The sequence below is a fragment of the Halomonas sp. HG01 genome, assembly GCF_000968715.2.
Lineage (GTDB): Bacteria > Pseudomonadota > Gammaproteobacteria > Pseudomonadales > Halomonadaceae > Halomonas > Halomonas halophila.
In genome coordinates this window covers 323,936-348,322 of sequence record NZ_CP022134.1, presented here as the reverse complement: position 1 = coordinate 348,322, position 24,387 = coordinate 323,936, and the positions used below count along the sequence as shown (strand labels likewise).

Below are 24,387 nucleotides of genomic sequence, written 5' to 3'. Positions count from 1 at the left end.
GAGACAAGCCGATGAGCGACGACGCCCTGGACTACTTCCACCCGCCGGAGACCGAGGCCCTCGGCCTGATTCGCCTGAGCGCCTCCGACGCCGGACTGACCGAGATCGCCTTCGTCATGGAAGAGGACGCACCGGCCCGGCCCAACGCCCACACCGAGCAGGCCCGCGCCCAGCTGGCCGAATACTTCGACGGCCTCCGCCGGGCCTTCGACCTGCCGCTGGCGCCGGAGGGCACCGACTTCCAGCGCCGCGTATGGCAGGCGCTGGCCACCATTCCCTTCGGCGAGACCCGCTGCTATGCCGAGATCGCCGAGCAGCTCGGCTGCAAGGGCGGTCAGCGCGCGGTGGGCGCGGCCAACGGCAGGAACCCGTTGGCCATCGTGGTGCCCTGCCACCGGGTGATCGGCAGCGACGGACGGCTCACCGGCTACGCCGGCGGCATCGGCCGCAAGCAGTGGCTGCTGGCGCACGAGGCCGGCGAGATTCCTTTCTCTCTAAACTGAGAGCCTCTGAATCGAGTGCCTCTGAATCGCGTATCTCTGAACTGAGCCGATGCCGGGCACCCGGATCGTTCTCCCGTCGCGATGCCCCGCCTTGCGCGAGTGTCGCGACGATTTCCCCCGATTTTCTTTCATCACGCCCTATCGCCCGCCACGAGCGCCTTTCGGCGCTTTTGCTGCTTTGCAGCTCACACCTTTGTCTAGACCGGCCGGTTTGACAGTAGTATTTCACTTCGCCTATTGAAATATATATCAGCACTGCTGATAGACACTTCAAACAATAAAGCTTCGTACAACAGCCGCTCTCTCGCTGCTGCTCCAAAGAGAAGTTGTGCCAAGAAACGTTGCTCTCAACAAACGGCCCATAACAACAACACCCATCTGGAGACGCCATGAAACGCTCAATGCTCCCCATCGTCGCGGGCACCGCCCTCGCCGCCTCTCTCGCCGGCACCGCCGCCTCGGCCGACACCGTGCTGCGCGCCTCGCACCAGTTCCCCGGTGGCCAGGGTGACGTGCGCGACGAGATGGTCCAGCTGATGGCCGACAAGGTCGCCGAGGCCAACGTGGGCCTGGAGATCGAGGTCTATCCCGGCCAGTCGCTGTTCAAGGCCCGCGAGCAGTGGGCCGCGCTGTCCCGCGGACGCCTGGACATCACCGCCCTGCCGCTCGACTACGCCAGCGGCCGCCACCCGGAATTCTCCGCCACCCTGATGCCCGGCGTGGTACGCAACCACGAGCACGCCCGCCGCCTCAACGACTCCGAGTTCATGGGCATGATCAAGGACGTCATCCAGGAAGGCGGCGCCCGGGTGCTGGCCGATGCCTGGCTGGCCGGCGGCTTCGCCTCCAGCCAGCAGTGCATCACCTCGCCGGACACCGTCGAGGGCCAGACCTTCCGCGCCGCCGGCCCGGCCTTCGAGCAGATGCTGGCCGGCGCCGGCGCCTCGATCTCCTCCATGCCGTCGTCCGAGATCTACACCGCCCTGCAGACCGGGGTGCTGGACGCCGCCAACACCTCCTCGATGTCCTTCGTCTCCTACCGCATCTACGAGCAGGTGAGCTGCATGACCGCCCCGGGCGAGCACGCCCTGTGGTTCATGTACGAGCCGATCCTGATTTCCGAGCGCAGCTGGCAGGGGCTCAGCGAGGAGCAGCAGCAGGCGCTGATGGCCGCCGGCCAGGCCGCCGAGGACTTCTTCGCCGAGGAGGCCGCCGGCCTCGACCAGGAGATGGTCGACGTCTACGAGGAGAACGGCGTCGAAGTGGTGACCATGAGCCAGGAGGACTACGACGCCTGGCTGGAGATCGCCAAGCAGACCTCCTACAAGAACTTCGCCGAGAACGTCCCCAACGGACAGGCCCTGATCGACGCCGCCCTGGCCGTCGAGTAACCGGGTTTCCGCCCCACGACACCGGCCTTCGGGCCGGTGTCTCTGACTCCGGGAGGACGACATGACCATGGCCAACACCTCACCCCTCGCCCGACGCCTGCCGCTGGTCGGCGGCTACATCCGCCTGATGGATGGCGTCTCCCGCGGCGCCGCCTACGTCGCCTGCGCGCTGTTCCTGGCCGGCGTCGGCGCCATCTGCCACATGGTCTTCGTGCGCTACGCGCTGGGCATGAGCACCAGCTGGCAGACCGAATTCACCATCTTCTCGGTCACCGGCGCCATGCTGATGGGCAGCGCCTACGTGCTGATGACCGGCGGCCACGTCGCCATCACCCTGCTGCCCGACCTGGTCGGCGGCCTCGGCCGCAAGCTCATGCTGCTGCTCGGCTCGCTGGTCGGCCTGGCCTTCTGCGCCGCGCTGGCCTACGGCAGCTGGGTCTACGTCGCCGAGGCCTGGCACGGCCAGTGGACCACCGGCACGGTATGGAACCCGCCGCTGTGGCCCGCCCTGCTGCCGGTGGCCCTCGGCGCCACCCTGCTGACGCTGCAGTACGTCGCGGAACTGCTGCGCGGCGAGGAGAACTGACATGGATCCGATCACGCTGGGCATCATCGTCGCCGTCGGCCTCATCGTACTGATGGCCATCGGCACCCCCATCGCCTTCGCCCTGGGCGGCGTCTCGCTGATGGCGCTGCTCTACGACCGCGGCATGCCGGAGCTCACCTACTTCGGCGAGACCTTCTTCGAGCGCATCGCCGAATTCGGCTTCGTGGCCATCCCGATGTTCATCCTGATGGGCGCCGCCGTGGCCTCCTCGCCCACCGGCCGCGACCTCTATCGCTCGCTGGACCTGTGGATGGGCCGCCTGCCGGCCGGGCTCGCGGTCTCCAACATCGGCGCCTGCTCGATCTTCGCCGCCCTCTCCGGCTCGTCGCCGGCCACCTGCGCGGCGATCGGCAAGATGGGCATCCCCGAGATGCGCACCCGCGGCTATCCGGACGGCGTGGCCGCCGGCTGCATCGCCGCCGGCGGCACCCTGGGCATCCTGATTCCGCCCTCGGTGACCATGATCATCTACGGCATCGCCAGCGAGACCTCCATCGGCCGCCTGTTCATCGCCGGCGTGGTGCCGGGCTTCATGCTCGCCGGGCTGTTCATGGTGTGGACGATCATCGCCTGCCGGCTGGCCGGCGGTTACCAGAATCCCGCGGCCGAGGCCGCCGGCCGGCTCAAGGAGACCGTCAAGGCCAACGTCGATTCCAACCTCAAGGCGGTGGTGCGGGTGCTGCCCTTCCTCGCCGTGGTGGCGGGCATCCTGTTCGCCCTCTATGGCGGCGTGGCCACGCCCTCCGAGGCGGCCGGCGTCGGCGCCTTCCTGTGCCTGGCGCTGGCGATCCTGATCTACCGCATGTGGCAGGCCGGGCCGATCAAGCTGATCATGCGCGACTCGCTGCGCGAGAGCGTGATGATCATGCTGGTCATCGCCTGCGCCGAGGTCTTCGCCTACGCCCTGTCGTCGCTGTTCATCACCCAGACCGTGGCCGGCGCCATCGCCGATCTGGAGGTCAACCGCTGGGTGCTGATGGGCGTCATCAACGTCTTCCTGCTGGTGGCCGGCTTCTTCCTGCCGCCGGTGGCGGTGATCGTGATGACCGCGCCGATCCTGCTGCCGATCATCCTGGCCGCCGACTTCGACCCCTACTGGTTCGCGGTGGTGCTGACCATCAACCTGGAGATCGGCCTGATCACCCCGCCGGTGGGCCTCAACCTGTTCATCATCAAGGGCATCGCGCCGGACATCTCGCTGCGCAGCATCCTGACCGGCAGCCTGCCCTACGCCCTGTGCATGGTGCTGGCGATCGTGCTGCTGTGCTTCTTCCCCGGCATCGCCCTGTGGCTGCCCGACCTGATCATGGGCTGAAGGAGACGACGCCATGAACATGACCTTCCTTCAGGAACTGCTCAACAACATCACCCAGCGCGACGCCCTGCGCTGGAAGCGCTCGGAGGGCGACGCCGCCCCCACCCCCGACGCGCTGATCGACGCCTGCCGCGGCCTGCTCGAGAGCGACGGCGAGGCCTCGAGCATCGCCCTGGCCAGCCGCGCCCTGGCCATGTACGCCCGGCTCGACGCCGACCCGCGAAGGCACTTCTTCATGCGCCTGGCCGAGGAGTTCGCCGCCGACCCCGAGCGCATCGACGCCACCTACGCCGCCTATCGCGAGAGCCGCGACAACGCCTCGCTGGAGGCGCTGTTCGAGGCCTGCGAGCCCAGGCGCCAGGAGCTGTTCCGGCGCCTCAACCTGGCCCCGGACGGCACCTACCAGCTGGTGCGCATGCGCGAGCAGCTGCTGGCCCTGCGCCGCGAGCATCCCGAGCTCGCAGCCATCGACGCCGACTTCGCCCACCTGTTCGGCTCCTGGTTCAACCGCGGCTTCCTGATGCTCAAGCGCATCGACTGGAACACCCCGGCCTCGATCCTGGAGAAGATCATCCGCTACGAGGCGGTGCACGAGATCCAGGACTGGAACGACCTGCGCCGCCGGCTCGACGCCCGCGACCGCCGCTGCTTCGCCTTCTTCCACCCGGCCACCGGCGACGAGCCGCTGATCTTCGTCGAGGTGGCGCTGTGCAAGGGGCTGCCGGACCGCATCCAGCCGATCCTGGCCGGCGACACCAGCGCGCCGGGCCACGTGGAGGAGCCCGAGGACGCCGACAGCGCCGCCTTCTTCGGCATCAGCAACTGCCAGACGGGGCTGCGCGGCATCTCGTTCGGCAACTTCCTGATCAAGCAGGTGGTGCAGGAGCTCAAGCAGGAACTGCCGCAGCTCAAGCACTTCGTCACGCTCTCGCCGGTGCCGGGCTTCGCCCGGTGGCTGGCCGAGCGCCGGGACGACACCACCCTGCCGGAATCCACCCGCGAGGCGCTGGCCGAGCTCCAGGCGCCCGGCTGGCACCAGGACGCCGAGCGCGCCGAGGCGCTCAAGGCCATCGTGCGACCGCTGGCCGCCCGCTACCTGGCCGAGGAGAAGAACCCCAGGGGCCTGCCGCTCAACCCGGTGGCCCGCTTCCACCTGGGCAACGGCGCCGAGCTTCACCGCATCAACTGGCTCGGCGATACCTCGGCCAAGGGCCTCGAGCAGGCCGCCGGGCTGATGGTCAACTACCTCTACGTGCTCAACGACATCGAGCGCAATCACGAGAACTACACCGCCAACGCCACCGTGGCCCGTTCCGGCGAGGTCAAGGACCTCGTGCGCAAGGCCCGCAAGGCGCAGGGCAAGGGAGACACCGCCAGATGACCGATAACAACAACCTGTTCAAGACCTTCGCCGCCCGCATGCAGGCCCGTGGCGACGCCGACTTCATCACCACCCGCGACGGCCGCCGCTACTCCCACGCCGACGCCCTGGCCGAGAGCGCCCGGCTGGCCGGCGCCCTGGTCGAGCTCGGCGTCTCGCCCGGCGACCGGGTCGCGGTGCAGGTCGACAAGAGCCCCGAGGCGATCCTGCTCTATCTGGCCACGCTGCGCGCCGGTGCGGTCTACCTGCCGCTCAACACCGGCTACACCTTTGATGAGATCCGCTACTTCCTGAGCGACGCCGAACCGGCGCTGTTCGTGTGCCGCCCGGCGGTGCTCGAGGAAGCCCGCGCGCTGGCCGCCGAGACCGGCTGCCCGGCGGTCGAGACCCTCGGCAGCGACGCAGACGGCTCGCTGATGGAGCGCGCCGCAGCCGCCACGCCCTTCGATGACGCCGTGCCCCGCGCCGACGACGACCTGGCGGCGATCCTCTACACCTCCGGCACCACCGGGCGCTCCAAGGGCGCCATGCTCACCCACCGCAACCTCGGCTCCAACGCCGCGGCGCTGGTCGAGGCCTGGCGCTTCACCCCCGAGGACCGGCTGATCCACGCCCTGCCGATCTTCCACACCCACGGCCTGTTCGTGGCCTGCAACGTCACCCTGATGGCCGGCTCCAGCCTGCTGTTCCTGCCCAAGTTCGACGCCGACGTGATCTTCGAGGAGCTGCCCCGCGGCACCGTGATGATGGGCGTGCCGACCTTCTACACCCGGCTGGTGGCCGACGAGCGCCTCACCCCCGAGGTCACCGCCAACATGCGCCTGTTCGTCTCCGGCTCGGCGCCGCTGACCGCCGAGACCCACGAGCTGTTCGCCGAGAAGACCGGCCACGCCATCCTCGAGCGCTACGGCATGACCGAAACCAACATGAACCTCTCCAACCCCTACGACGGCGACCGCCGCGCCGGCACCGTGGGCATGCCGCTGCCCGGGGTGGAGATCCGCATCGTCGACCGTGACGGCGGCAAGGAAGTCCCCGACGGCGAGATCGGCCTGCTCCAGGTGCGCGGCCCCAACGTCTTCGTCGGCTACTGGCGCAAGCCCGAGAAGACCAAGGAGGAACTGCTCGAGGACGGTTTCTTCATCACCGGCGACCTGGTCACCCGCGACGAGCGCGGCTACGTGCAGATCGTCGGCCGCGACAAGGACCTGGTGATCTCCGGCGGCTACAACGTCTATCCCAAGGAGGTGGAGCAGGTCATCGACGAGATGGACGAGGTGCTGGAATCCGCCGTGATCGGCCTGCCCCACCCGGACTTCGGCGAGGGCGTCACCGCGACGGTGGTGTGCCAGCCCGGCGCCAAGCTCGACGAGGCCCAGGTGATCGCCCACCTGCAGGGCCGGCTGGCCAAGTACAAGCAGCCCAAGCGGGTGTTCTTCATCGACGCCCTGCCGCGCAACACCATGGGCAAGGTGCAGAAGAACGAGCTTCGCCAGCGCTTCGACGCCACCTATCGCTAGGCTTTAGACGCCGGCGACACCCGGCCACCACGAACACGACGGCACCGCCATGGCGGTGCCGTCGTCGTTGGGACGGACGAGATCCCGTCGCGATCGCCGGTCCGTGCTACCCTACCGACGACTCGGCCGCCACGCTCAGGGAGCCCGACCATGACCCAGTTCTGGCACGACCCGGCGCTGCCCTTCGTCGAGAGTCGGCGGGCCAGCGACAGCCGCGCCTGCTACCGGCCCCACAGCCACCCCACCCTGTCGATCGGCGTGGTCGACCGCGGCCAGAGCCGGTTCCGCTGCCAGCATCGCCGCGAGCGCCTGACGCCGGGCTGCCTGGTCAGCGTGCCGGCGGGCGTCGTGCATGACTGCAATCCGCTGCCGGAAGGGCGCTGGAGCTATCAGATGCTGCATCTGGACCCGGCCTGGGCGAGCGACGTGCTGGATGAGGCCGCGGCCGGACGCGACATCGAACGCGCCCTGCCGTCGACGGTCTTCATCGCCCGCGACCCCGCGCCCTATCGGGCCTTCCGTGAGCTCAATGCGCTGCTGTTCTCCCCGGCCCCGGCGGCCGACAAGGAGGCCGGGCTGATCGAATTCCTCGGCCGGCGCCTGTGGTGCCACGGCGAGCCCCTGGCCGTTCACCAGGCGGACTCGTCCGCCCTGGCCGACCTCCAGCGGCACCTGCTGGAACGCCTCGAGCGGCCGCCGTCGCTCGAGGCGCTGGCCCGGGATCACGGCCTGAGCCGCTATCAGGTGATCCGGCTGTTCCGCCGCGACACCGGCCTGACGCCCCACGCCTGGCTGCTCGACCGGCGCATCCAGCAGGCCCGCCGCCGCCTGCGTCAGGGCGCCGGGCTGGCCGATCTCGCCCAGGAGCTGGGTTTCGCCGACCAGGGCCACTTCCAACGCGCCTTCAAGGCCCGGGTGGCGATCACGCCGGGGCGCTATCGCGGCGCCTGAACCCGCCGCGCGCTACTTGATCAGCGCCCTCTCCCTCGTCCCCGCACTTTTCTTCAATACCGCCGCGCCGGCACGACGCAGACTGTCCTCCCCGCCATCCGGAGAGGCCCAACGTCATGCTGCAACAGTTCCTGCTGGTCGCCGGCGCTCACTTCCTCGCCCTGCTCAGCCCCGGCCCGGACTTCTTCCTGATCCTGCGCTACGCCATGGCCCGGGGCCGCGGCCCGGCGGCGCTGGTCAGCCTCGGCATCGGCCTGGCCAACGCGCTGTTCATCCTGCTGGCCATGGGCGGGCTGATGGCCCTCGATGCCGAAGCCGACGCCTTCATCGCCGTTCAGTGGGCCGGCGCCGCCTTCCTGCTGTTCATGGGCCTTCAGTTCCTTCGCCAGGCGGGCGAGACACGGCTCGACGCCGCCACTCTCGGCGAGACCAAGGCGCCCTCCAGCGCAGCGGCCGGCCCCCTGCTCGCCGGGCTGGCATCGGGGCTGCTGAACCCCAAGAACGCGCTGTTCTACGCCAGCCTGTTCGCGGTGCTGCATGCCCGGGACACGCCCACCGGCCTGCAGGGCCTCTACGCCGCCTGGATGGTCGCCGCGGTGCTCGGCTGGGACCTGCTGGTCGGCCATCTGGCGGGGCACCCGAGGCTGATCCGGCGCTTCGGTCACGGCCTGCGGCACATCGAGCGACTGGCCGGCGCCCTGCTCATCCTGCTGGGGCTCGGCATCGTCATCACCCGTCTCGCCCCCGGGCTGCTGGCGTTCGCGTGACCGGCCCGGCGACTCGGCCCTAGGGCGCCTACAGCGGCAGATGCAGGATGGCGCCGCGCAGGGCCGAGGCGTCGGCCCACAGCTTGCCGAGGGTCAGCGGCAGGGTGAAGCGGCGCCGGCCCGCGCCACCGGGGTTGAACAGCAGCCGACCGTCGCGCCATTCGTTGCGCGCCTTGTGGGAGTGGCCGTGCAGCGCGGCATCACAGGCAGTGGCACCATCGAAGTCGGCGATGTCGTGCACCAGATGCAACCGCCAGCCATTGACCGTGAGGTCGCGATGCCAGGGCAGCCGCTCGGCCCAGTCCGCGGTGTCGACGTTGCCGCGCACGGCGAGTACCGGCGCCAGCTCGCCCAGCCGCTCGAGGATCGCCGCATCGCGGTCGCGGCTGCCCACGTCGCCGAGATGCAGGATCAGCCCGCAGCCCTCGAGCATCGCCAGCGCCTCGTCGCGCAGCGTGCCGTGGGTGTCGGCGATCACGCCGATCGGGGCATCGAGCTCGAAGCGCTCGGTCCCTGCCTCATCCTTCATGGGAACGGCATCCTCCTCATGTCGTCTCCAGCTCCGCGTACCAATCGGCGTAGGGCGTGTTCTGCACCTTGTACTGGGTGTAGTCCGGCGCGCCGTCCCGCCACCACACCGGCCCGCGTTCGCCCAGCGCCCGCTTGGCCTCATCGACCCGATCGCGAGCCTCGCGCTCGGCCTGCGGGTCGTCGGCACGTTTCGCCTGGGCCACGCCTCGACGGGCCCGCATCAGTTGCTGCACCCACTCCTGACGCTGCGACTCGGGCAGCTCGGGATTCGTGCATCGCCACAGGCGGCCGCGAACCACGATATAGCGGCCGTCCGGCGTGGTCAGCGGCGTCGATGAGCTCATAAAAAGTTGCCTCCCGGCCAGGTGAGTATTCGGGGCTTGCCAGGCAAGGCTGGCACGCCTTCTCGACTCGTGCCCGCCGCGGAGGTTCATCCGGCCCTCGGCCCGCTTCATGCCCCCGGCGTTTTGCGGCACCATTGAGGCCCGTTTCATCGCCGCGAAGGATTCGCCATGCTCGCCACCGCCCAGACCGAACTGACGCCCGGCTTTATGGTGATCCACGGCAATCGCCTGGAGGCGCTGCGCGATCTGGCGGTGGAGTGGCTGCGCAACCACCCGCTGGGGCCGCTCGAGGACGAGGTGATCCTGGTGCAGAGCAACGGCATCAGCCAGTGGCTGAAGCTGGCGCTGGCCGCCGATCCGCCCGCCGGCGCCGGCATCGCCGCGGCGATGGACGTCACCCTGCCGGCGCGCTACCTGTGGCAGGCCTACCGCGCGGTGCTGGGTGCAGACGCGGTGCCGCCAGCCTCGCCGCTCGACAAGCCGCGCCTGATCTGGCGGCTGATGCGCCTGCTGCCGGAGCTCCTGGATGACGCCACCTTCGCCCCGCTGGCGCGCTTTCTGGCCGACGACGAGGACCGCCGCAAGCGCCACCAGCTGGCCGAGCGCCTGGCCGACCTGTTCGACCAGTACCAGGTCTATCGCGCCGACTGGCTTTCCGCCTGGGCCGAGGGCCGCGACGAGCTGATCGACGCCCGCGGCCAGGCCCGGCCATTGGCCGAAGACCAATGCTGGCAGCCGGCGCTGTGGCGGCGGCTGCGCGACGACATCGGCGAGGACGGCCTGGCCACCAGCCGCGCCTGGGTGCATACCCGCTTCCTCGAGGCCTGCCGCGAGCTCACCCCCGATAAGCGACCGAAAGACCTGCCGCGCCGGGTGGTGGTGTTCGGAATCTCCTCGCTGCCCCGCCAGACGCTGGAGGCCCTGGCCGCCGTCTCCAAGGTCACCCAGGTGCTGCTGTGCGTGCACAACCCCTGCCGCCACTACTGGGCGGACATCATCGAGCACAAGGACCTGCTGCGGGCCGCCCGCCGACGCCAGCGCCACCGCCCGGGCATGCCGCTGGCGCTCGACGACACCCAGTTGCACCTCCACGCCCAGCCGCTGCTGGCCGCCTGGGGCAAGCAGGGCCGCGACTACCTGCGCCTGCTCGACGAGTTCGACGACCAGGACGCCTACCGCGCGCTGTTCGACGCCGAGGCGATGCGCATCGACCTGTTCGACTCGCCTGCCGACGACGAGGCGCCGGGACTATTGCAACAATTGCAGGACGACGTGCTCGAGCTGCGCCCGCCCCAGGAGACCCGCGAGACCTGGCCTGCCGTGGACCCGGGTCTTGATCGCAGCCTGCGCTTCCACGTCGCCCACAGCGCCCTGCGCGAGGTGGAGATCCTCCACGACCAGCTGCTGGCCGCCTTCGAAGCCGACCCCACGCTGCGCCCGCGCGACGTGCTGGTGATGGTGCCCGACATCGACACCTACGCCGCCGCCGTGCAGGCGGTGTTCGGCCGCCTGCCGCCGGACGACCCGCGCCACATTCCGTTCACGCTCTCCGACCAGACCAGCCGCCATCGCCAGCCGCTGCTGGTGGCGCTGGAGGCGCTGCTGCACCTGCCGGAGGCGCGGCTGACGGTCAGCGACCTGCTCGACCTGCTCGAAGTGCCCGCCCTGCGCGCCCGCTTCGGCCTGGACGCCGACGCCCTGCCGGTGCTGCGGCGCTGGATCGAGGGCGCCGGCATCCGCTGGGGGCTCGACGCCGAGCAGCGCGCCCGGCTCGACCTGCCCGGTGGACTCACCGCCAACACCTGGGCCTTCGGCCTGCGCCGGCTGCTGCTCGGCTACGCGGTGGGTGATACCGCCGACGGCCCCTGGCACGACATCGAGCCCTTTGGTGACATCGGCGGCCTGGAAGCCACCCTGGCCGGCCCGCTGATGGACCTGCTCGACGCCCTCGAGGCCCAGTGGCGCGCGCTCTCCGAGCCCGCCGACGTGCCCACCTGGTGCCGCCGCCTGCGCGGGCTGCTGGGCGAGTGCTTCGCCGCCGAGGACGAGGCCGACCTCGCCACCTTGAGCCGCCTGGAGGAAGGCCTGGAGACCTGGCAGGAGACCGCCGAGGACGCCGGCCTGACCGAGGCGCTGCCGCTCTCGGTGGTGCGCGAGCACTGGCTCGGCCAGCTCGACGAGGCCAGCCTCTCGCAGCGCTTCCTGGCCGGCGCGGTGAACGTCGCCACCCTGATGCCGATGCGCGCCATCCCGTTCCGCCACGTCTGCCTGCTGGGCATGAACGACGGCGACTATCCGCGGGTACAGCGCCCGCTGGACATCGACCTGATGGGCCACGACTACCGCCCCGGCGACCGCTCGCGCCGCGAGGACGACCGCTACCTGTTCCTCGAGGCGCTGCTCTCGGCCCGCGACAGCCTGATGATCAGCTGGGTCGGCCGCAGCATCCACGACAACGAGCCGCGCCCGCCCTCGGTGCTGCTCGGCCAGCTGCGCGACCATCTGGCCACCGGCTGGACGCTGGCAGGTGCGGAAGAGGACGACGCCGCCGGCCAGGCCCTGGTCGACGCCCTGACCACCGAGCACCCGCTACAACCCTTTAGCCGAACCTACTTCTCGGAAGACGAGCGGCTGTTTACCTATGCCCGCGAGTGGCGGGCGGTGCACGCCGGCCGGCCGACGCCGGAAGCCGCCGTCGACGGCGAGCTGCCGCCGATCGAGCTCGACACGGCGCTGACGCTGCCGCGCCTCAGTGGCTTCCTCAAGGACCCGGTGAAGGCCTTCTTCACCACCCGCCTCGGCGTCTACCTCGAGCGCGAGGCGCTGGAGAGCCACGACCACGAGCCCTTCGCCCTGGACGGCCTGGACCACTGGCAGCTCCAGCAGGCGCTGATCGAGGCCGGGCGCCGCGCCGTCGATGCCGCCGAGCCGCCGATGCCCGCCGTGCACGACACCCTGGAACGCCTGGAGCGCGAGGGCCGCCTCGCCATGGGCGGCTTCGCCGAGCTGATGCGCGAGCACCTGGTCGAGCCGCTGGACGGCCTGCTCGGCGACTACGCCGACCAGCTCGAGGCCTGGCCCCACGCCTGGGAGACGCCGGCCGCCGTGTCGCTGGAGCTCGCCACGAACGACGCCCCCCTTCACATCGAGGACTGGCTGGACGGCCTGCGCGAGAACGCCGCCGGCGAGCGCTGCCGGCTGGTGCTGATGACCAGCAGCCTGATCAACAAGGGCAAGTACCACTGGAAGCACTGGTTGGCCCCCTGGGTCGCCCACCTGGCCGGCCAGCTCGCCCTCGGCCCCATGACCACGGTGCTGCTCTCCCGCGCCGGCGGCGGCACCCTGGCGCCTCTGGACGCCGATACCGCACGCACGCATCTGGAGGCCATCGCCCGCGCCTGGCGCGCCGGCATGACCGCGCCGCTGCCGCTGGCCCGGGACACCGCCTTCGCCTGGCACGAGAAGGGCGGCGACCCCGGCGCCCTGGCCCGCGTCTTCGGCGATGCGGAGAAGGCCGAGGAGGCCGATCACAAGGCCTGGAAGGCCGCCGTCACCGCCTTCCATGGCACCGGCTTCAACGGCGACCATGGCGAGCTGGGCCGCGACCCGTACCTCGCCCGCCAGTGGCGCGACCTCGAAAATCTCGTGCGCCATGAGGCCGCCGGGCGGCGCTTCACCGAGCTGACCGCGGCGCTCTACGCGCCCCTTCACGACGCGGTGAAGGCCAAGGGCGGCGGCGATAAAAAGAACGGCAAGAACGGCGGCAAGGGCCAGGGAGGCAAGGCATGACGATGACGGAAGACAGGCAAGTCGCCGAGACGCCTCGGCTCGATCCCGTGGCGCTGCCGCTCACCGGCAGCCGGCTGATCGAGGCCAGCGCCGGCACCGGCAAGACCTTCACCATCGCCCTGCTCTACCTGCGGCTGGTGCTCGGGCCGCGCGATGCCGAGGACGCGGCCAGCTTCCCGCGGCCGCTGACGCCGCCGGAGATCCTGGTGGTCACCTTCACCAACGCCGCCACCCAAGAGCTGCGCGACCGCATCCGCGCCCGGCTGGTGGAGGCCGCCGACGCCTTCCAGACCGATGAAGGGGCTGCTCCCGACGACGCCCCGCTGACCGGCGACCTCTTCAGCGAATCTTGGGGTCAGACCCCAAAGTCCGCTGAGGGGTCTGACCCCAAGGGGGGGTTAGGCGACCCACTGATCGCCCTGCGCGACAGCTATCCGCGCGAGAGCTGGCCGACCTGCGCCCGCCGGCTGCGGCTGGCCGCCGAGTGGATGGACGAGGCCGCGGTTTCCACCATCCACTCCTGGTGCCACCGCATGCTGCGCGAGCACGCCTTCGACAGCGGCAGCCTGTTCGCCCTGGAGATGGCGCTGGACCAGTCGGAGATGGACCTGGAGATCGCCCGGGACTACTGGCGCAGCTTCTACTACGACCTCGACCCCGAGGCGCTGGCCATCGTCGCCCGCTACTGGACCACGCCGGACGCCCTGAACGACACCGCCGCCCGGCTGCGCACCCACGCCGCCGCCCTGCCCGTGGCGCCGCCGCCTTTCGAGGCGCTCGCGAACTACCGCGAGCAGCGCGCCGCGGCGTTGGCCGAGCTGAAGGCGCCCTGGCCGGCCTGGCTCGACGAGCTGGAAGAACTGCTCGAGGCCGCCGCCAAGCGCAAGGCCTTCAACGGCCAGAAGCTCAACGCCAGGAGCCGCGCCAACTGGCTCGCCGCCCTGCGTGACTGGGCCCATGACGCCGAGCTGGCGAGCCCCGACCTCACCCCCGCCGCCTGGAAGCGCCTGACGCCCGAGGGCATCGCCGAGATCTGGAAGGAAGATCCCGTGCCGAATCTGCCGGCGCTGGAGGCCCTGGCCGAGCTGCCGGAGAAGCTCGCCGAGCTGCCCGACCCGTTCGCCGACCTGCTCGCCCACGCCGTGCACTGGATGGCCGCGCGCCGCGAGACCGTGCAGCGCCGCCGCGCCGAGCTCGGCCCCGACGACCTGCTGCACCGGCTGGACGCCGCCTTCGCGGGCGAGGCCGGCGAGACGCTGGCTGCGCGCATCCGCGAGCAGTTCCCGGTGGCGCTGGTCGACGAGTTCCAGGACACCGACCCGGTGCAGTACCGGCTGTTCGACCGGGTCTATGCGCTGGAAGACAATCGTGATGACAGCGCAGTAATGCTGATCGGCGATCCCAAGCAGGCGATCTACGCCTTCCGCGGCGCCGATATCCATACCTACCTCCAGGCCCGGCGCGACACCGCCGGCCGCCACGTCACGCTGGGCACCAACTTCCGCTCCGCCACGCCCATGGTCGAGGCCGTGAACCGGGTGTTCGCCCACGCCGAGCAGAGCGAATCCGGGGCCTTCCTGTTCCGCCGCGGCGAAGACAACCCAGTGCCCTTCGCTCCGGTAGACGCCAACGGCAGGAAGGACTCACTCACCCGGCACGGCGCCACCCAGCCGGCGCTGACGCTCTGGCACCTGGCCACCGACGACACCCTGCCCAAGGGCGCCTACCTGGCCGAGCTGGCCGCGCGCTGCGCCACCGAGATGGCGAGCCTGCTGCGCGAGGGCCAGGCCGGGCAGACCGGTTTCCAGAAAGAGGGAGACTTCCGGCCGCTGGCGCCGTCGGACCTCGCCGTGCTGGTCAACAACGCCAGCGAGGCCCGCGCCATTCGCGGCGCCCTGCTGGCCCGCGGCATCCGCAGCGTCTACCTCTCCGACAAGGAGGGCGTGTTCGAGACCGAGGCCGCCGCCGAGCTGGAGGGGTGGCTCGCCGCCTGCGCCGCGCCGGACGACGAGCGCAGCCTGCGCGCCGCACTCGCCACGCCGAGCCTGGGGCTCTCGCTTGCCGAGCTCGACGCCCTGAACGGCGGCCCCCAGCAGGACGAGCTGGCCTGGGAGGCGCGGGTGATGCAGTTCCGCGACTACCACCGCCAGTGGCAGCGCCGCGGCGTGCTGCCCATGCTGCACCGGCTGCTGGCCGACTTCGCCGTGCCCGGCCGGCTGCTGGCGGTGCCCGAGGGCGAGCGGCGGCTCACCGACCTGCTGCACCTCGGCGAGCTGCTGCAGGAGGCCAGCGCCGAGATCGACGGCGAGCACGCCCTGCTGCGCTTCCTCGCCGAGTCCCGCGCGCATCCCCAGGCGCAGTCCGACACCCACCGCCTGCGCCTGGAGAGCGACGCCGACCTGGTACAGGTGGTCACCATCCACAAGTCCAAGGGCCTGGAGTACCCGCTGGTGTTCCTGCCCTTCATCGCCGCCTTCCGCCCGGTGAAGCAGGGCGACCTGCCGCTGCGCTGGCACGACGACGACGGCCACCTGCGCCTGACGCTCTCCGCCGACGAGGCGATACTCGCCCGCGCCGACCACGAGCGCCTGGGCGAGGACCTGCGCAAGCTCTACGTCGCCCTGACCCGCGCCCGCCACGCCACCTGGCTCGGCCTGGCGCCGCTGGAGGCCATGGAGCGCAGCGCCGTCGGCCACCTGCTCAAGGGGGGCGAGGCGCTCTCGCCCGACAACCTGCGCCCGGCGCTAGAGGCGCTGGCCGACGAGAACAGCAGCGATCGCCACAAACAGGTCGCGGTGCAGGACGCCCCCGAGGCCGATGCCACGCCGGTCGAGCTCGCCAGCGACGACGCGCCGCTGGGCGAGGCCCGCGCGCCCACCCGGGCGATCCGCGAGCACTGGTGGATCGCCAGCTACTCGGCCTTGCGCACCGGCGCCACGCCGGATGACCTGGGCACGGACGACGCCACCGCCGAGGCCGAGCCGTCGCCCGAGCCCACCACCGCCGACGAGGCCACCGCCATGGAGGTGATCCACGAGCCCTTCGATGCCGCCGCGGCCACGGTGAGCGAGGGCTCGCTTCACCGCTTCCCCCGCGGGCCCTCGGCGGGCACCTTCCTGCACGGCCTGCTGGAATGGGCCGGCGAGGAAGGCTTCGCCCGGGTGGCCGAGGACGCCGAGCTGCGCGCCGACACCCTGGCCCGGCGCGCCAACCGCCGCGGATGGGAGGGCCAGATCGCCGCCCTCGAACAGTGGCTGCCGGAGCTGCTGACCACGCCGCTGCCGGTGCCGGTGCCGGTGCCGGTGCCGGGCGATGGCGAGGCCGCACCGCTGCGCCTCGATGCCCTGGACGGCGCGCGCGACTACCGGATCGAGCTGGAATTCTGGTTCGCCGCGCACAGGGTCAACACCCGCAAGATGGACGCCCTCGTAAGCGCTCACACACTCGGCGGACGGCCGCGGCCGGCGCTCGAGCCCGACACCCTCAACGGCATGCTCAAGGGCTTCATCGACCTGGTGGTGGAGCACGAGGGGCGCTTCTACGTGCTCGACTGGAAGTCCAACCACCTGGGCGCTGACGACGCCGCCTACACCGAGGCGGCGATGGCCGAGGCCGTGCTCGAGAAGCGCTACGACGTGCAGTACTGCCTCTACCTGCTGGCCCTGCACCGGCTGCTCGAGGCCCGGCTGCCGGACTACGACATCGAGCGCCACCTGGGCGGGGCGCTCTACGTCTTCCTGCGCGGCACCCGCGCGCCCTCCCGCGGCGTGCACACCGAACGCCCGCCGAGCGAGCTGATCCTCGCGCTCGATGCCCTGTTCCGCGCCGCCGAGGAGGCCGTCGCATGACCCCGGATATCCCGAACCACGCCGCCGCGCCTGAACAAGCGCCCGAACATGCGCTGAGCGATCACGCGGCGCTGTTCGCCCTGCTCGACCGCTGGGTGGATCGCGGCTGGCTGCGCTCGCTGGACCGCGCCTTCGCCGCCTTCCTGCATCGTGAGGCGACGGCGGCCAACGGGGTAAGTGAGGCCTCACCCCTGCTGTTGCTGGCGGCCGCACTCGCCAGCCACCAGCTCGGCCGCGGCCACGTGTGCCTGGACCTGGCCCAGACGCTGGCCACCCCGGACCTGGCGCTCTCGCTGCCGCCGGAAGGCGACAGCCTGGACGACCCGCCGCCGCTGCCCAGCCGAGTGATGGCCGCGCTGGACCTCGACGCCTGGCGCGCCGCCCTCGCCCAGCCCGAGCTCGTCGCCGAGGGGCCCGGCAGCACCCCGCTGGTGCTCGCCGGCACCGCCGCGCGCCCGCGGCTCTACCTGCGCCGCTACTGGCAGCACGAGCAGGATATCCACAGCCGGATTTTCGCGCGGCTGGACGCGCCCTCCCCCGACGGTGACGGCGCAGAGGCCTTCGAGGCGCCGGACGCGGCTCGCCTGCGCCCGATTCTCGACGCGCTTTTTCCAGACCCGAAGGCGACCGCCGCTCAGGATGGCGCCACCCAGACCGCGACGATCGACTGGCAGAAGGCCGCCTGCGCCCTGGCCGGCCGCTCGCGCTTCGCGGTGATCACCGGCGGCCCCGGCACCGGAAAGACCACCACTGTGGTGCGCCTGCTCGCCCTGCTCCAGGCGCTGGCCATGGGCAATCACGACGACCAGAAAAGCGAAGAGGACGGTGCGCCGCCCCTGCGCATCCGCCTGGCCGCGCCCACCGGCAAGGCCGCGGCGCGGCTCAACGAGTCCATCGCCGGACAGGTGGCGCGGCTCGACCTCGACGGCCTGGCCGACGATCCCGAGCGGCTGCGCGAGATGATTCCCAAGGACGTCAGCACGCTGCATAGGTTATTGGGCTCGCGGCCCGACACCCGCCGCTTCCGCCACGACCGCCACAACCCGCTGCCGCTGGACGTGCTGGTGGTGGACGAGGCCTCGATGGTGGACGTGGGCATGATGGCCGCGATGCTCGAGGCGCTGCCGCCCCGGGCGCGGCTGGTGCTGCTCGGCGACAAGGACCAGCTTGCCTCGGTGGAGGCGGGATCGGTGCTCGGCGACCTGTGCGCCCGGGCCGAGGGCGGCCACTACACCCCGGCCACCGCCGAGTGGCTGAGTGAGGCCACCGGCCAGCCGCTGCCCGCGGAGACGCGGGACGCCGACGGCCAGCCCCTCGATCAGGCCATCGCCATGCTGCGCGTCAGCCACCGCTTCACCGCCGACAGCGGCATCGGCCAGCTGGCCGCGGCGATCAACCTCGAGGCCGACCCCGACTCCAAGCGCCGCGCCATCAGCGATGCCCTGAGCGCCGGCTTCGCCGACCTCTCGCACCACAAGCTTGCCGCCGATGACGAGCGCGGCCTGGCCCGCCTGGCCGTGACCGGCTGCCCGGAGCGCTTCGCTCGCCATCAGCCCGGCGCCCGCGCCGCCACCGCGCCGCCGGTGGGCTATCGCCATTTCCTCACGACTATGGCCGAGCGGCGCCCGGCCGACGACGCGGATCAGCAGGAATTCGACGACTGGGCCCGCGCGGTGCTGGCGGCCCACGGCGACTTCCAGCTGCTGTGCGCGCTGCGGCGCGGCCCCTGGGGCGTGGAAGGCCTGAACGAGCGAGTGCGCCAGGCGCTGGAGCGGGAAAAGCTGATCGACAGCCAGGACGGCCGCCAGCGCTGGTATCCCGGCCGCCCGGTGCTGGTGACCAAGAACGACTACGGCCTGGGGCTGATGAACGGCGATATCGGCATCACCCTGGACATGCCGCGCCCGGATGCAATGCACTCTTCACAGCGCCCGAACAATCCGCCTGCCGACAGCCGCCGCCTGCTGCGAGTAGCCTTCCCCGCCGGCGACGGCACCGATCGCATCAAGTGGGTGCTGCCCTCGCGCCTGCAATCGGTGGAGACGGTGTTCGCGATGACGGTGCACAAGTCCCAGGGCTCGGAGTTCACCCACGCCGCCCTGGTGCTGCCCGACGCGCCGAACCCCATCCTCACCCGGGAGCTGGTCTACACCGGCATCACCCGCGCCCGCCACTGGCTGACGCTGGTGGAAACCGGCCGCGGCCAGCTGCTGGACGCGGCGCAGCGGCGGGTGATGCGGGTGAGTGGGCTGGGAGCGCCCGGGAAGGCATGAGCATCAGTCGGAATCTTGCAACTGACGCTCACTGCCCTGGTGACCATAAATCTCCACGCTCACTCTTTCTTCATGGTTTTCCGCGGAAAGGTTGAATTTATTACCAAGGAAAAGCGTCGCTTCACCCACTTCATTCGCCGACATGTGGCAGACCTCCCCACCAAACACGACACCGGGCTCTCGAAACGGAATCATGCTTCTTGATGGTTTGCACTCGACGCTTGCCACGTTGGGTGCCGATGTCTTGACCCCAGGATAGTAACCCCACCAGCCTGGAAATCCGTTCCCGACCGACAAGATTTCAACTACCTCACCCTTCTCGACCCGAAGCAAGGGGTCGTCGCTCGACGCGTCTAACTGGGTGACATAGCTGTTCCTTACCCCTGCACATCCTTGTAGAAAAGACACAGCGATAGCAACAAGGATCATGGTTCTTATATTTCTTTTCATTCATTTTCTCTCATGAAATAAATAACAGACACACTGACGTTGCGAGTTTTATGTTAAAGCGAGAAATAACCCCCACATTGCAGGAAACCTGACGGCTCGATACTAGCACGCGGCCTGCTACAGGCAGCCTTTTCTACCAGCGATAGCACCGAGCACATCAAGTGGGTGCTGCCCTCACGCCTGCAGGCAGTGGAGACGGCGTTCGCGATAACGGTGCACAAGTCCCAAGGCTCGGAGTTCACCCACGCCGCCCTGGTGCTGCCCTCGCGCTGCCCCCATCCTCACCCGGGAGCTGGTCTACACCGACATCACGAGGGCAAATGGGGGCTGTCCCCGATTGCTTGCGGATGTAACGCACAAAGCAGCAGTACATTCATGCGTCCGACTACCTATTATGATTAATTTAATTTCGGTCACGAAATCTTCGCCAAAGGTGGACTGAAACAACGCCCAGGCAAAGGGTCATAACCGACCATAAAGCAACAATCGTGATCGTAAAAACGTGAATCTGGAACAGATCCTTCATTCCTGCATAGTATTCGTATGTAAACGATACAGCGAGGGTCACGACCCCATAGACAACCCCACGTGCCGTGTGTGAAGCGCCGGCGTTTATTAAAAACGGACCTGCTATATAGGAAAACAGCAAAGTTGCCAAGCCACCCGCTAGTAGAAACGCCAAGTAGTTTTCTAGCGTGGTCCCCAAAACTGCTTGACCGAATGACATGTTTCACCCCTCCACTTTATAGGTATTATGTGGCATACGCCTTTTGCCACTTGAACACGCGCGAGCTTAACAATTCTATACCCCACGCCTCCTTATCATTAATCCATTGAAATTTTAAAAAACAATCACAGCTCGCTGAAAAACCATCGTGCGCCGGAATAGTATAGATTAATCATACACTGCCTTTTGCGGCAGGGCCGTTTTGAGTCCCTAGCTACCAATTCAGCTCCATCAGCGTAGCCTAAGGTTCGGCATCCGGCCATAAGCGGATGCGTATCCGTAGATTTAAATATCAACACTTGAAAATTGGGAAAGCCTGAGGAGAAAACGAGGACAGCCCCCGGTTATTCACCCACACCGCCCTGGTGCTGCCCGACGCGCCGAACCCCATCCTCACCCGGGAGCTGGTCTACACCGACATCACGAGGGCAAATGGGGTCTGTCCCCGATTGCTTCTGCTTCTAATTAGAAACCGCTAAAACAATAAGTGAAATGGACATCATTTAACCTTATCCGTCAGACGAAGCTAAAGATAAACTTTTGCCTTGCATGCTCAAAATCTCTTGCTTACATAAACCTGGTATTTTTAATTTTTTCACATCAATAGACTTGATGCTTTTAAAATAATCATCAATATCAGAAGCCTCATGATTAATATTAATGGCGCTAGAAAGGTGCAATGCTGTAAACCTAGAAAGCCCCACGGCCATAATATTAAGCACTTCTTTTTTACAAGACCCGAACTCTAAATAAACATGGTAAGGTTCCACCTCAATCTCTTCTATATCATTCCCCCTATCAAACAACACAAGCTTTATTACATCATTAAATGCAGAAAAGTACTTGACTAACTTAAACCTAATATCATGATCAAGAACATCCAAATACTCTCTAATTATTATTGACGCTTCCTTCCGAGGCTCTTTTCTTCTCACAAAATCCACACGTTTCCTAAGAATCTCACCAAGAGATTTCCCCCACATCCAATCATAAGCAAGAAAACTAATTAGGTTTTTATACCCGGATGATAGTTCCCATTCAAAAAACTCGACAAAAAAATCAATAACTTTTTCCATTTTCGCTTTAGCCCCCGTAGAGTAGGGACTGATAAGCACGTACTCCTCAACACAATCTATTGAACTTAAAAAATTATAAACCCTCTGCAAATAATCAGGCCTTATACCTTTATTTCTTTCTATAATATCTGAAGGAAGATCAACAACTATTTCAGATATCACAGACATAGTTTTATCAAGACTTTCAGAGTTTTCATCTGTCCTGTATTTTTCAATAGATGTCCGATCTTCTGAATAGTGATAATCTTGGTATAACTTACTGAAAGCCATTTCAGCTTGATCAACTATCTTCCCTGAAACCTCCCCATCAGAAAGAAGCTCTTGGATTATAGAACCTCCATCAGTCATAACAGAGCTTATTGCAGAGGATATCTCTTGAAGCTTCTCTCCTTCATAAGAACTATCGGCCCATGTTGATGGCCTAATACACCAAATATTACCATGAAACTCTTTTAACAACCTACCAGCCCGCCCTGACAAATTGAGAAAGTCAGAGCGTGACATTGGTTTATCACCCGACTTTGGATTTTCTATTACTATATGCTTTGCTGGCAAGTTAACACCCTGAAGAAGAGTGCTAGTGCAACAAATAAATTTAATCTCTCCAGATTTAAAAAGAGATTCAACACCAGATCTGACTATCGACGGCATCTTCCCATAGTGAAATCCTACGCCTGACTCCAGGCAGGCTATTAAGGAGTATTCGGGATGTATCTCTTTTTTCAAAAAATCAATAAACAGCTTAACATCTTGACTTGGGGAGTAGTCATTTCCCACCTTACTAATTGCTTTTGCTACAGACTCTGCGTCAGATGGCCCGTTTGAGAACACAATTACCGAATCTTCATCATTTGAAATCTCATATGCTAACTTAGCTTTTTGTACGGTTTTCTTCCCTCTAAACTTAAAATCAAAAACCTTAGTTCCAAGAGACAATCTTTTCTCATCACTCATAACTTCAAACATTATCTCTTTAGGCTTCCCTTTAACCTCGGAGGCCAATATTATATTTTGGGAGACTGGTGATACTGTTTCAGTAAAAAACTTCCCGCTCTCAGATATATTGAACATGCCAAAAAAATAGCCAGGATTTTTAATCAGAGGACTGGCAAACAAAACCTCAGTTTCTGGGTATTTCTTTAGAAGCAAATCTATTGAAATCTGCAGCAAAATACCTCGCGTGCCTTTTTGAATCTCATGGGCTTCATCAACAATCACTGATGTAATGGCTGGCATTTCCCCATCAACATCACTCAAGTAACTCATTAACCTCTCTTGCGTTAATACATAAACAACCCCTTTCCCTGATTTACCTTCAGGCACAGAAAAAGGTGCAGTTCTGATAATAACATCATCAAAATTGTACTTTTTTACTAACACTCTAACCCTGTTCGCCACTTCGGAGATTAGTGCTCTAGTAGGAACTATATATACGATGCACTGCTTCTCTTTTTCCCGAAGCTTCTTTATTAGACTCAACCCAAGAACAAAGGATTTTCCGGCAGAAGTAGGCGCAGAGACACTCAAGGCTCTTTCACTTTGCAAATAACTCAAGAACTCATACTGAAAATCAGTTAAACTTATTGACTCATCATCTATATAAACCGAGTTCTCAACTTCTCTTGTCAAACATTCTAAGCTTAAAAAACTTGGTATCACTCTACTCTTGTCATTGAAGCGTTCCCTTAACAGCTGGCGAGCTGGAAAGTTGCCCAACCGAGACATTATAACTTCTGAAAAATTTAAAAGCTTAGTATTCCCTTCTCCCCTGATCTCTAAAAGCCTAGTAATAATTTCATATGCAGCCATTTTATCTTCGGGCGCTTCAGAAAGGGATAGAATTGAGGCATGACCTAGAAGCTGGTTAGTTTCCGTGTCATCGAGATCACTATCTGATACAGATGTCTTCCCGGGCAATTGCTTTTGCGTGCTTTGCACATGTAGTTTTTCAAACAATTTTTTTACATTACTCATAGCAATCAATCAAGCGCCTCATTAAAAGCATTCCTAAACTCAACGACTGATGGGAATGGCAAGAAGAAAACATCAAAAACCAAATATTTTTTCTCAAAACCATCAAGTTTTCTCTGCAACCCCCTTGCGAGCTTAGAAGCATTCACCAAAAATTCACACTCAAACTTATCCTTTAGCTCACTCTGAGGCGCTGAGCATACTTTATCATAACCATCGTAGTCGTATCCGATCAGGCAAGCATGATTTATCCTAACATTTGGACCTGGATTACCATTCACAAATAGCTGAGATATCTCACGTTTAACTTCTTCGTCAGCATACTTAAAGTGCTTTGTAACCATGTTGAACTCATGCTCATACATTTTTATATCATGGAAGTCATTAACACTTTTCAACGCTGAAGTTAATGCATCAGAAGAATTTTTATATAGCTTTGATTCGCCAAAATAAAAATCAACCATCTCCAACTCAGCATTCCATTTGGCATGAATGCCATCCGAACCTTTAACCTCATCCTTGTGATTCGTCTTTAGCTCCATTTTTGACACCATTTGCGGCGCTTTAAGTACAGCTTCCAATAAAAAATAAAGCAATGTCTCGCCGGCTTCACCAGTTTTATCAGGTGAATCATCTGTTATCTCTGGGTGACGAAACAAACTTCGGGCCTCCTTGGTTAACACTGCAGACTGGCGCGCGGTTAAAGTTTCGCTCCTGTTTCTTGCAGACAAACAGTAATCTATAATGTAAGCATATAAAGTGTCTGCCAAAGCTTTGACCATTGGCCTTTTATTACCGTCAAACCTAAGATAGTGAAGCCTAACTTTCGCATCAACTCCGGTTATCTCTAAATCATGTTCCAAAACGCTGATGCAGTTTGAAAAATCTGGACTTTCAACCGAAACCTTATCCTCAATACTTCTCGCCAAACTCATCACCACCT

Annotated in this window: 16 protein-coding genes and 1 pseudogene; 12 read left to right on the top strand and 5 right to left on the bottom strand. The window is 65.0% G+C overall.

Annotated elements, in window-relative coordinates; translation table 11 throughout:
- Positions 1 to 11 precede the first annotated feature (11 nt).
- The 8 genes from UN84_RS01620 (at position 12) to UN84_RS01585 (ending at position 8,435) form a co-directional block, all read left to right on the top strand.
- On the top strand, positions 12 to 503 hold the full coding sequence (locus UN84_RS01620; RefSeq protein WP_046079452.1) for a methylated-DNA--[protein]-cysteine S-methyltransferase: 492 nt from the start codon (positions 12 to 14) through the stop codon (positions 501 to 503).
- 389 nt (positions 504 to 892) lie between these two features.
- The gene (locus UN84_RS01615; protein WP_046079453.1) at positions 893 to 1,894 is read left to right on the top strand and encodes a TRAP transporter substrate-binding protein; all 1,002 of its coding nucleotides are present in this window, start codon (positions 893 to 895) and stop codon (positions 1,892 to 1,894) included.
- A 61-nt stretch (positions 1,895 to 1,955) separates the two neighbouring features.
- A complete protein-coding gene (locus UN84_RS01610) occupies positions 1,956 to 2,480 on the top strand; it encodes a TRAP transporter small permease subunit (protein WP_046079454.1) in 525 nt (174 codons plus the stop codon).
- A gap of 1 nt (position 2,481) precedes the next feature.
- Positions 2,482 to 3,816: a TRAP transporter large permease gene (locus UN84_RS01605; protein WP_046079455.1), complete on the top strand. Its 1,335-nt coding sequence runs from the start codon at positions 2,482 to 2,484 to the stop codon at positions 3,814 to 3,816.
- A 13-nt stretch (positions 3,817 to 3,829) separates the two neighbouring features.
- On the top strand, positions 3,830 to 5,197 hold the full coding sequence (locus UN84_RS01600; protein WP_046079456.1) for a malonyl-CoA decarboxylase: 1,368 nt from the start codon (positions 3,830 to 3,832) through the stop codon (positions 5,195 to 5,197).
- Positions 5,194 to 6,717, top strand: a complete 1,524-nt coding sequence (locus tag UN84_RS01595) for a malonate--CoA ligase (protein WP_046079457.1) — start codon at positions 5,194 to 5,196, stop codon at positions 6,715 to 6,717. The genes UN84_RS01600 and UN84_RS01595 overlap by 4 nt, the downstream gene beginning before the upstream one ends.
- A gap of 150 nt (positions 6,718 to 6,867) precedes the next feature.
- Positions 6,868 to 7,668, top strand: a complete 801-nt coding sequence (locus tag UN84_RS01590; RefSeq protein WP_046079458.1) for an AraC family transcriptional regulator — start codon at positions 6,868 to 6,870, stop codon at positions 7,666 to 7,668.
- Positions 7,669 to 7,784: 116 nt separating this feature from the next.
- Positions 7,785 to 8,435, top strand: a complete 651-nt coding sequence (locus tag UN84_RS01585; protein WP_046079459.1) for a LysE family translocator — start codon at positions 7,785 to 7,787, stop codon at positions 8,433 to 8,435.
- Positions 8,436 to 8,463: 28 nt separating this feature from the next.
- Here the strand turns inward: UN84_RS01585 and UN84_RS01580 are convergent, their stop codons facing one another.
- Together UN84_RS01580 and UN84_RS01575 are read right to left on the bottom strand one after the other, a co-directional pair.
- Positions 8,464 to 8,964 carry a metallophosphoesterase family protein gene (locus UN84_RS01580; RefSeq protein ID WP_082090912.1) on the bottom strand — a complete coding sequence of 167 codons (501 nt, stop codon included), beginning with the start codon at positions 8,962 to 8,964 and terminating at the stop codon, positions 8,464 to 8,466.
- A gap of 16 nt (positions 8,965 to 8,980) precedes the next feature.
- Positions 8,981 to 9,310 carry a hypothetical protein gene (locus UN84_RS01575; protein WP_046079460.1) on the bottom strand — a complete coding sequence of 110 codons (330 nt, stop codon included), beginning with the start codon at positions 9,308 to 9,310 and terminating at the stop codon, positions 8,981 to 8,983.
- A gap of 168 nt (positions 9,311 to 9,478) precedes the next feature.
- Between UN84_RS01575 and recC the strand changes: the two genes are divergently transcribed.
- Genes recC through recD form a run of 3 tightly spaced genes read left to right on the top strand, consistent with a single transcriptional unit; the run spans position 9,479 to position 19,220 of the window.
- A complete protein-coding gene (recC, locus tag UN84_RS01570) occupies positions 9,479 to 13,099 on the top strand; it encodes an exodeoxyribonuclease V subunit gamma (protein WP_046079461.1) in 3,621 nt (1,206 codons plus the stop codon).
- Positions 13,096 to 16,947 (top strand): exodeoxyribonuclease V subunit beta, encoded by a 3,852-nt coding sequence (recB, locus tag UN84_RS01565; protein WP_046079462.1) that lies wholly within the window; start codon positions 13,096 to 13,098, stop codon positions 16,945 to 16,947. The genes recC and recB overlap by 4 nt, the downstream gene beginning before the upstream one ends.
- Positions 16,944 to 19,220: an exodeoxyribonuclease V subunit alpha gene (gene recD / locus UN84_RS01560; RefSeq protein WP_046079463.1), complete on the top strand. Its 2,277-nt coding sequence runs from the start codon at positions 16,944 to 16,946 to the stop codon at positions 19,218 to 19,220. Before recB ends, recD begins: the two co-directional genes overlap by 4 nt.
- A gap of 3 nt (positions 19,221 to 19,223) precedes the next feature.
- Here recD and UN84_RS01555 read toward each other — a convergent pair whose 3' ends face one another.
- Complete coding sequence (locus UN84_RS01555) at positions 19,224 to 19,670, bottom strand: hypothetical protein (protein WP_046079464.1); 447 nt, start codon at positions 19,668 to 19,670, stop codon at positions 19,224 to 19,226.
- Between the two features lie 114 nt (positions 19,671 to 19,784).
- On the opposite strand from UN84_RS01555, the pseudogene UN84_RS17525 reads away from it, so the two are divergent.
- Positions 19,785 to 19,989 (top strand): annotated as a pseudogene (locus tag UN84_RS17525) (ATP-binding domain-containing protein); the annotation flags it as partial.
- 917 nt (positions 19,990 to 20,906) lie between these two features.
- On the opposite strand, the gene UN84_RS01545 reads toward UN84_RS17525, so the two are convergent.
- Together UN84_RS01545 and UN84_RS01540 are read right to left on the bottom strand one after the other, a co-directional pair.
- The gene (locus tag UN84_RS01545) at positions 20,907 to 23,447 is read right to left on the bottom strand and encodes a DEAD/DEAH box helicase (protein WP_046080420.1); all 2,541 of its coding nucleotides are present in this window, start codon (positions 23,445 to 23,447) and stop codon (positions 20,907 to 20,909) included.
- 5 nt (positions 23,448 to 23,452) lie between these two features.
- Positions 23,453 to 24,379 (bottom strand): HamA C-terminal domain-containing protein, encoded by a 927-nt coding sequence (locus tag UN84_RS01540; RefSeq protein ID WP_046079465.1) that lies wholly within the window; start codon positions 24,377 to 24,379, stop codon positions 23,453 to 23,455.
- Between the last annotated feature and the right edge of the window lie 8 nt (positions 24,380 to 24,387).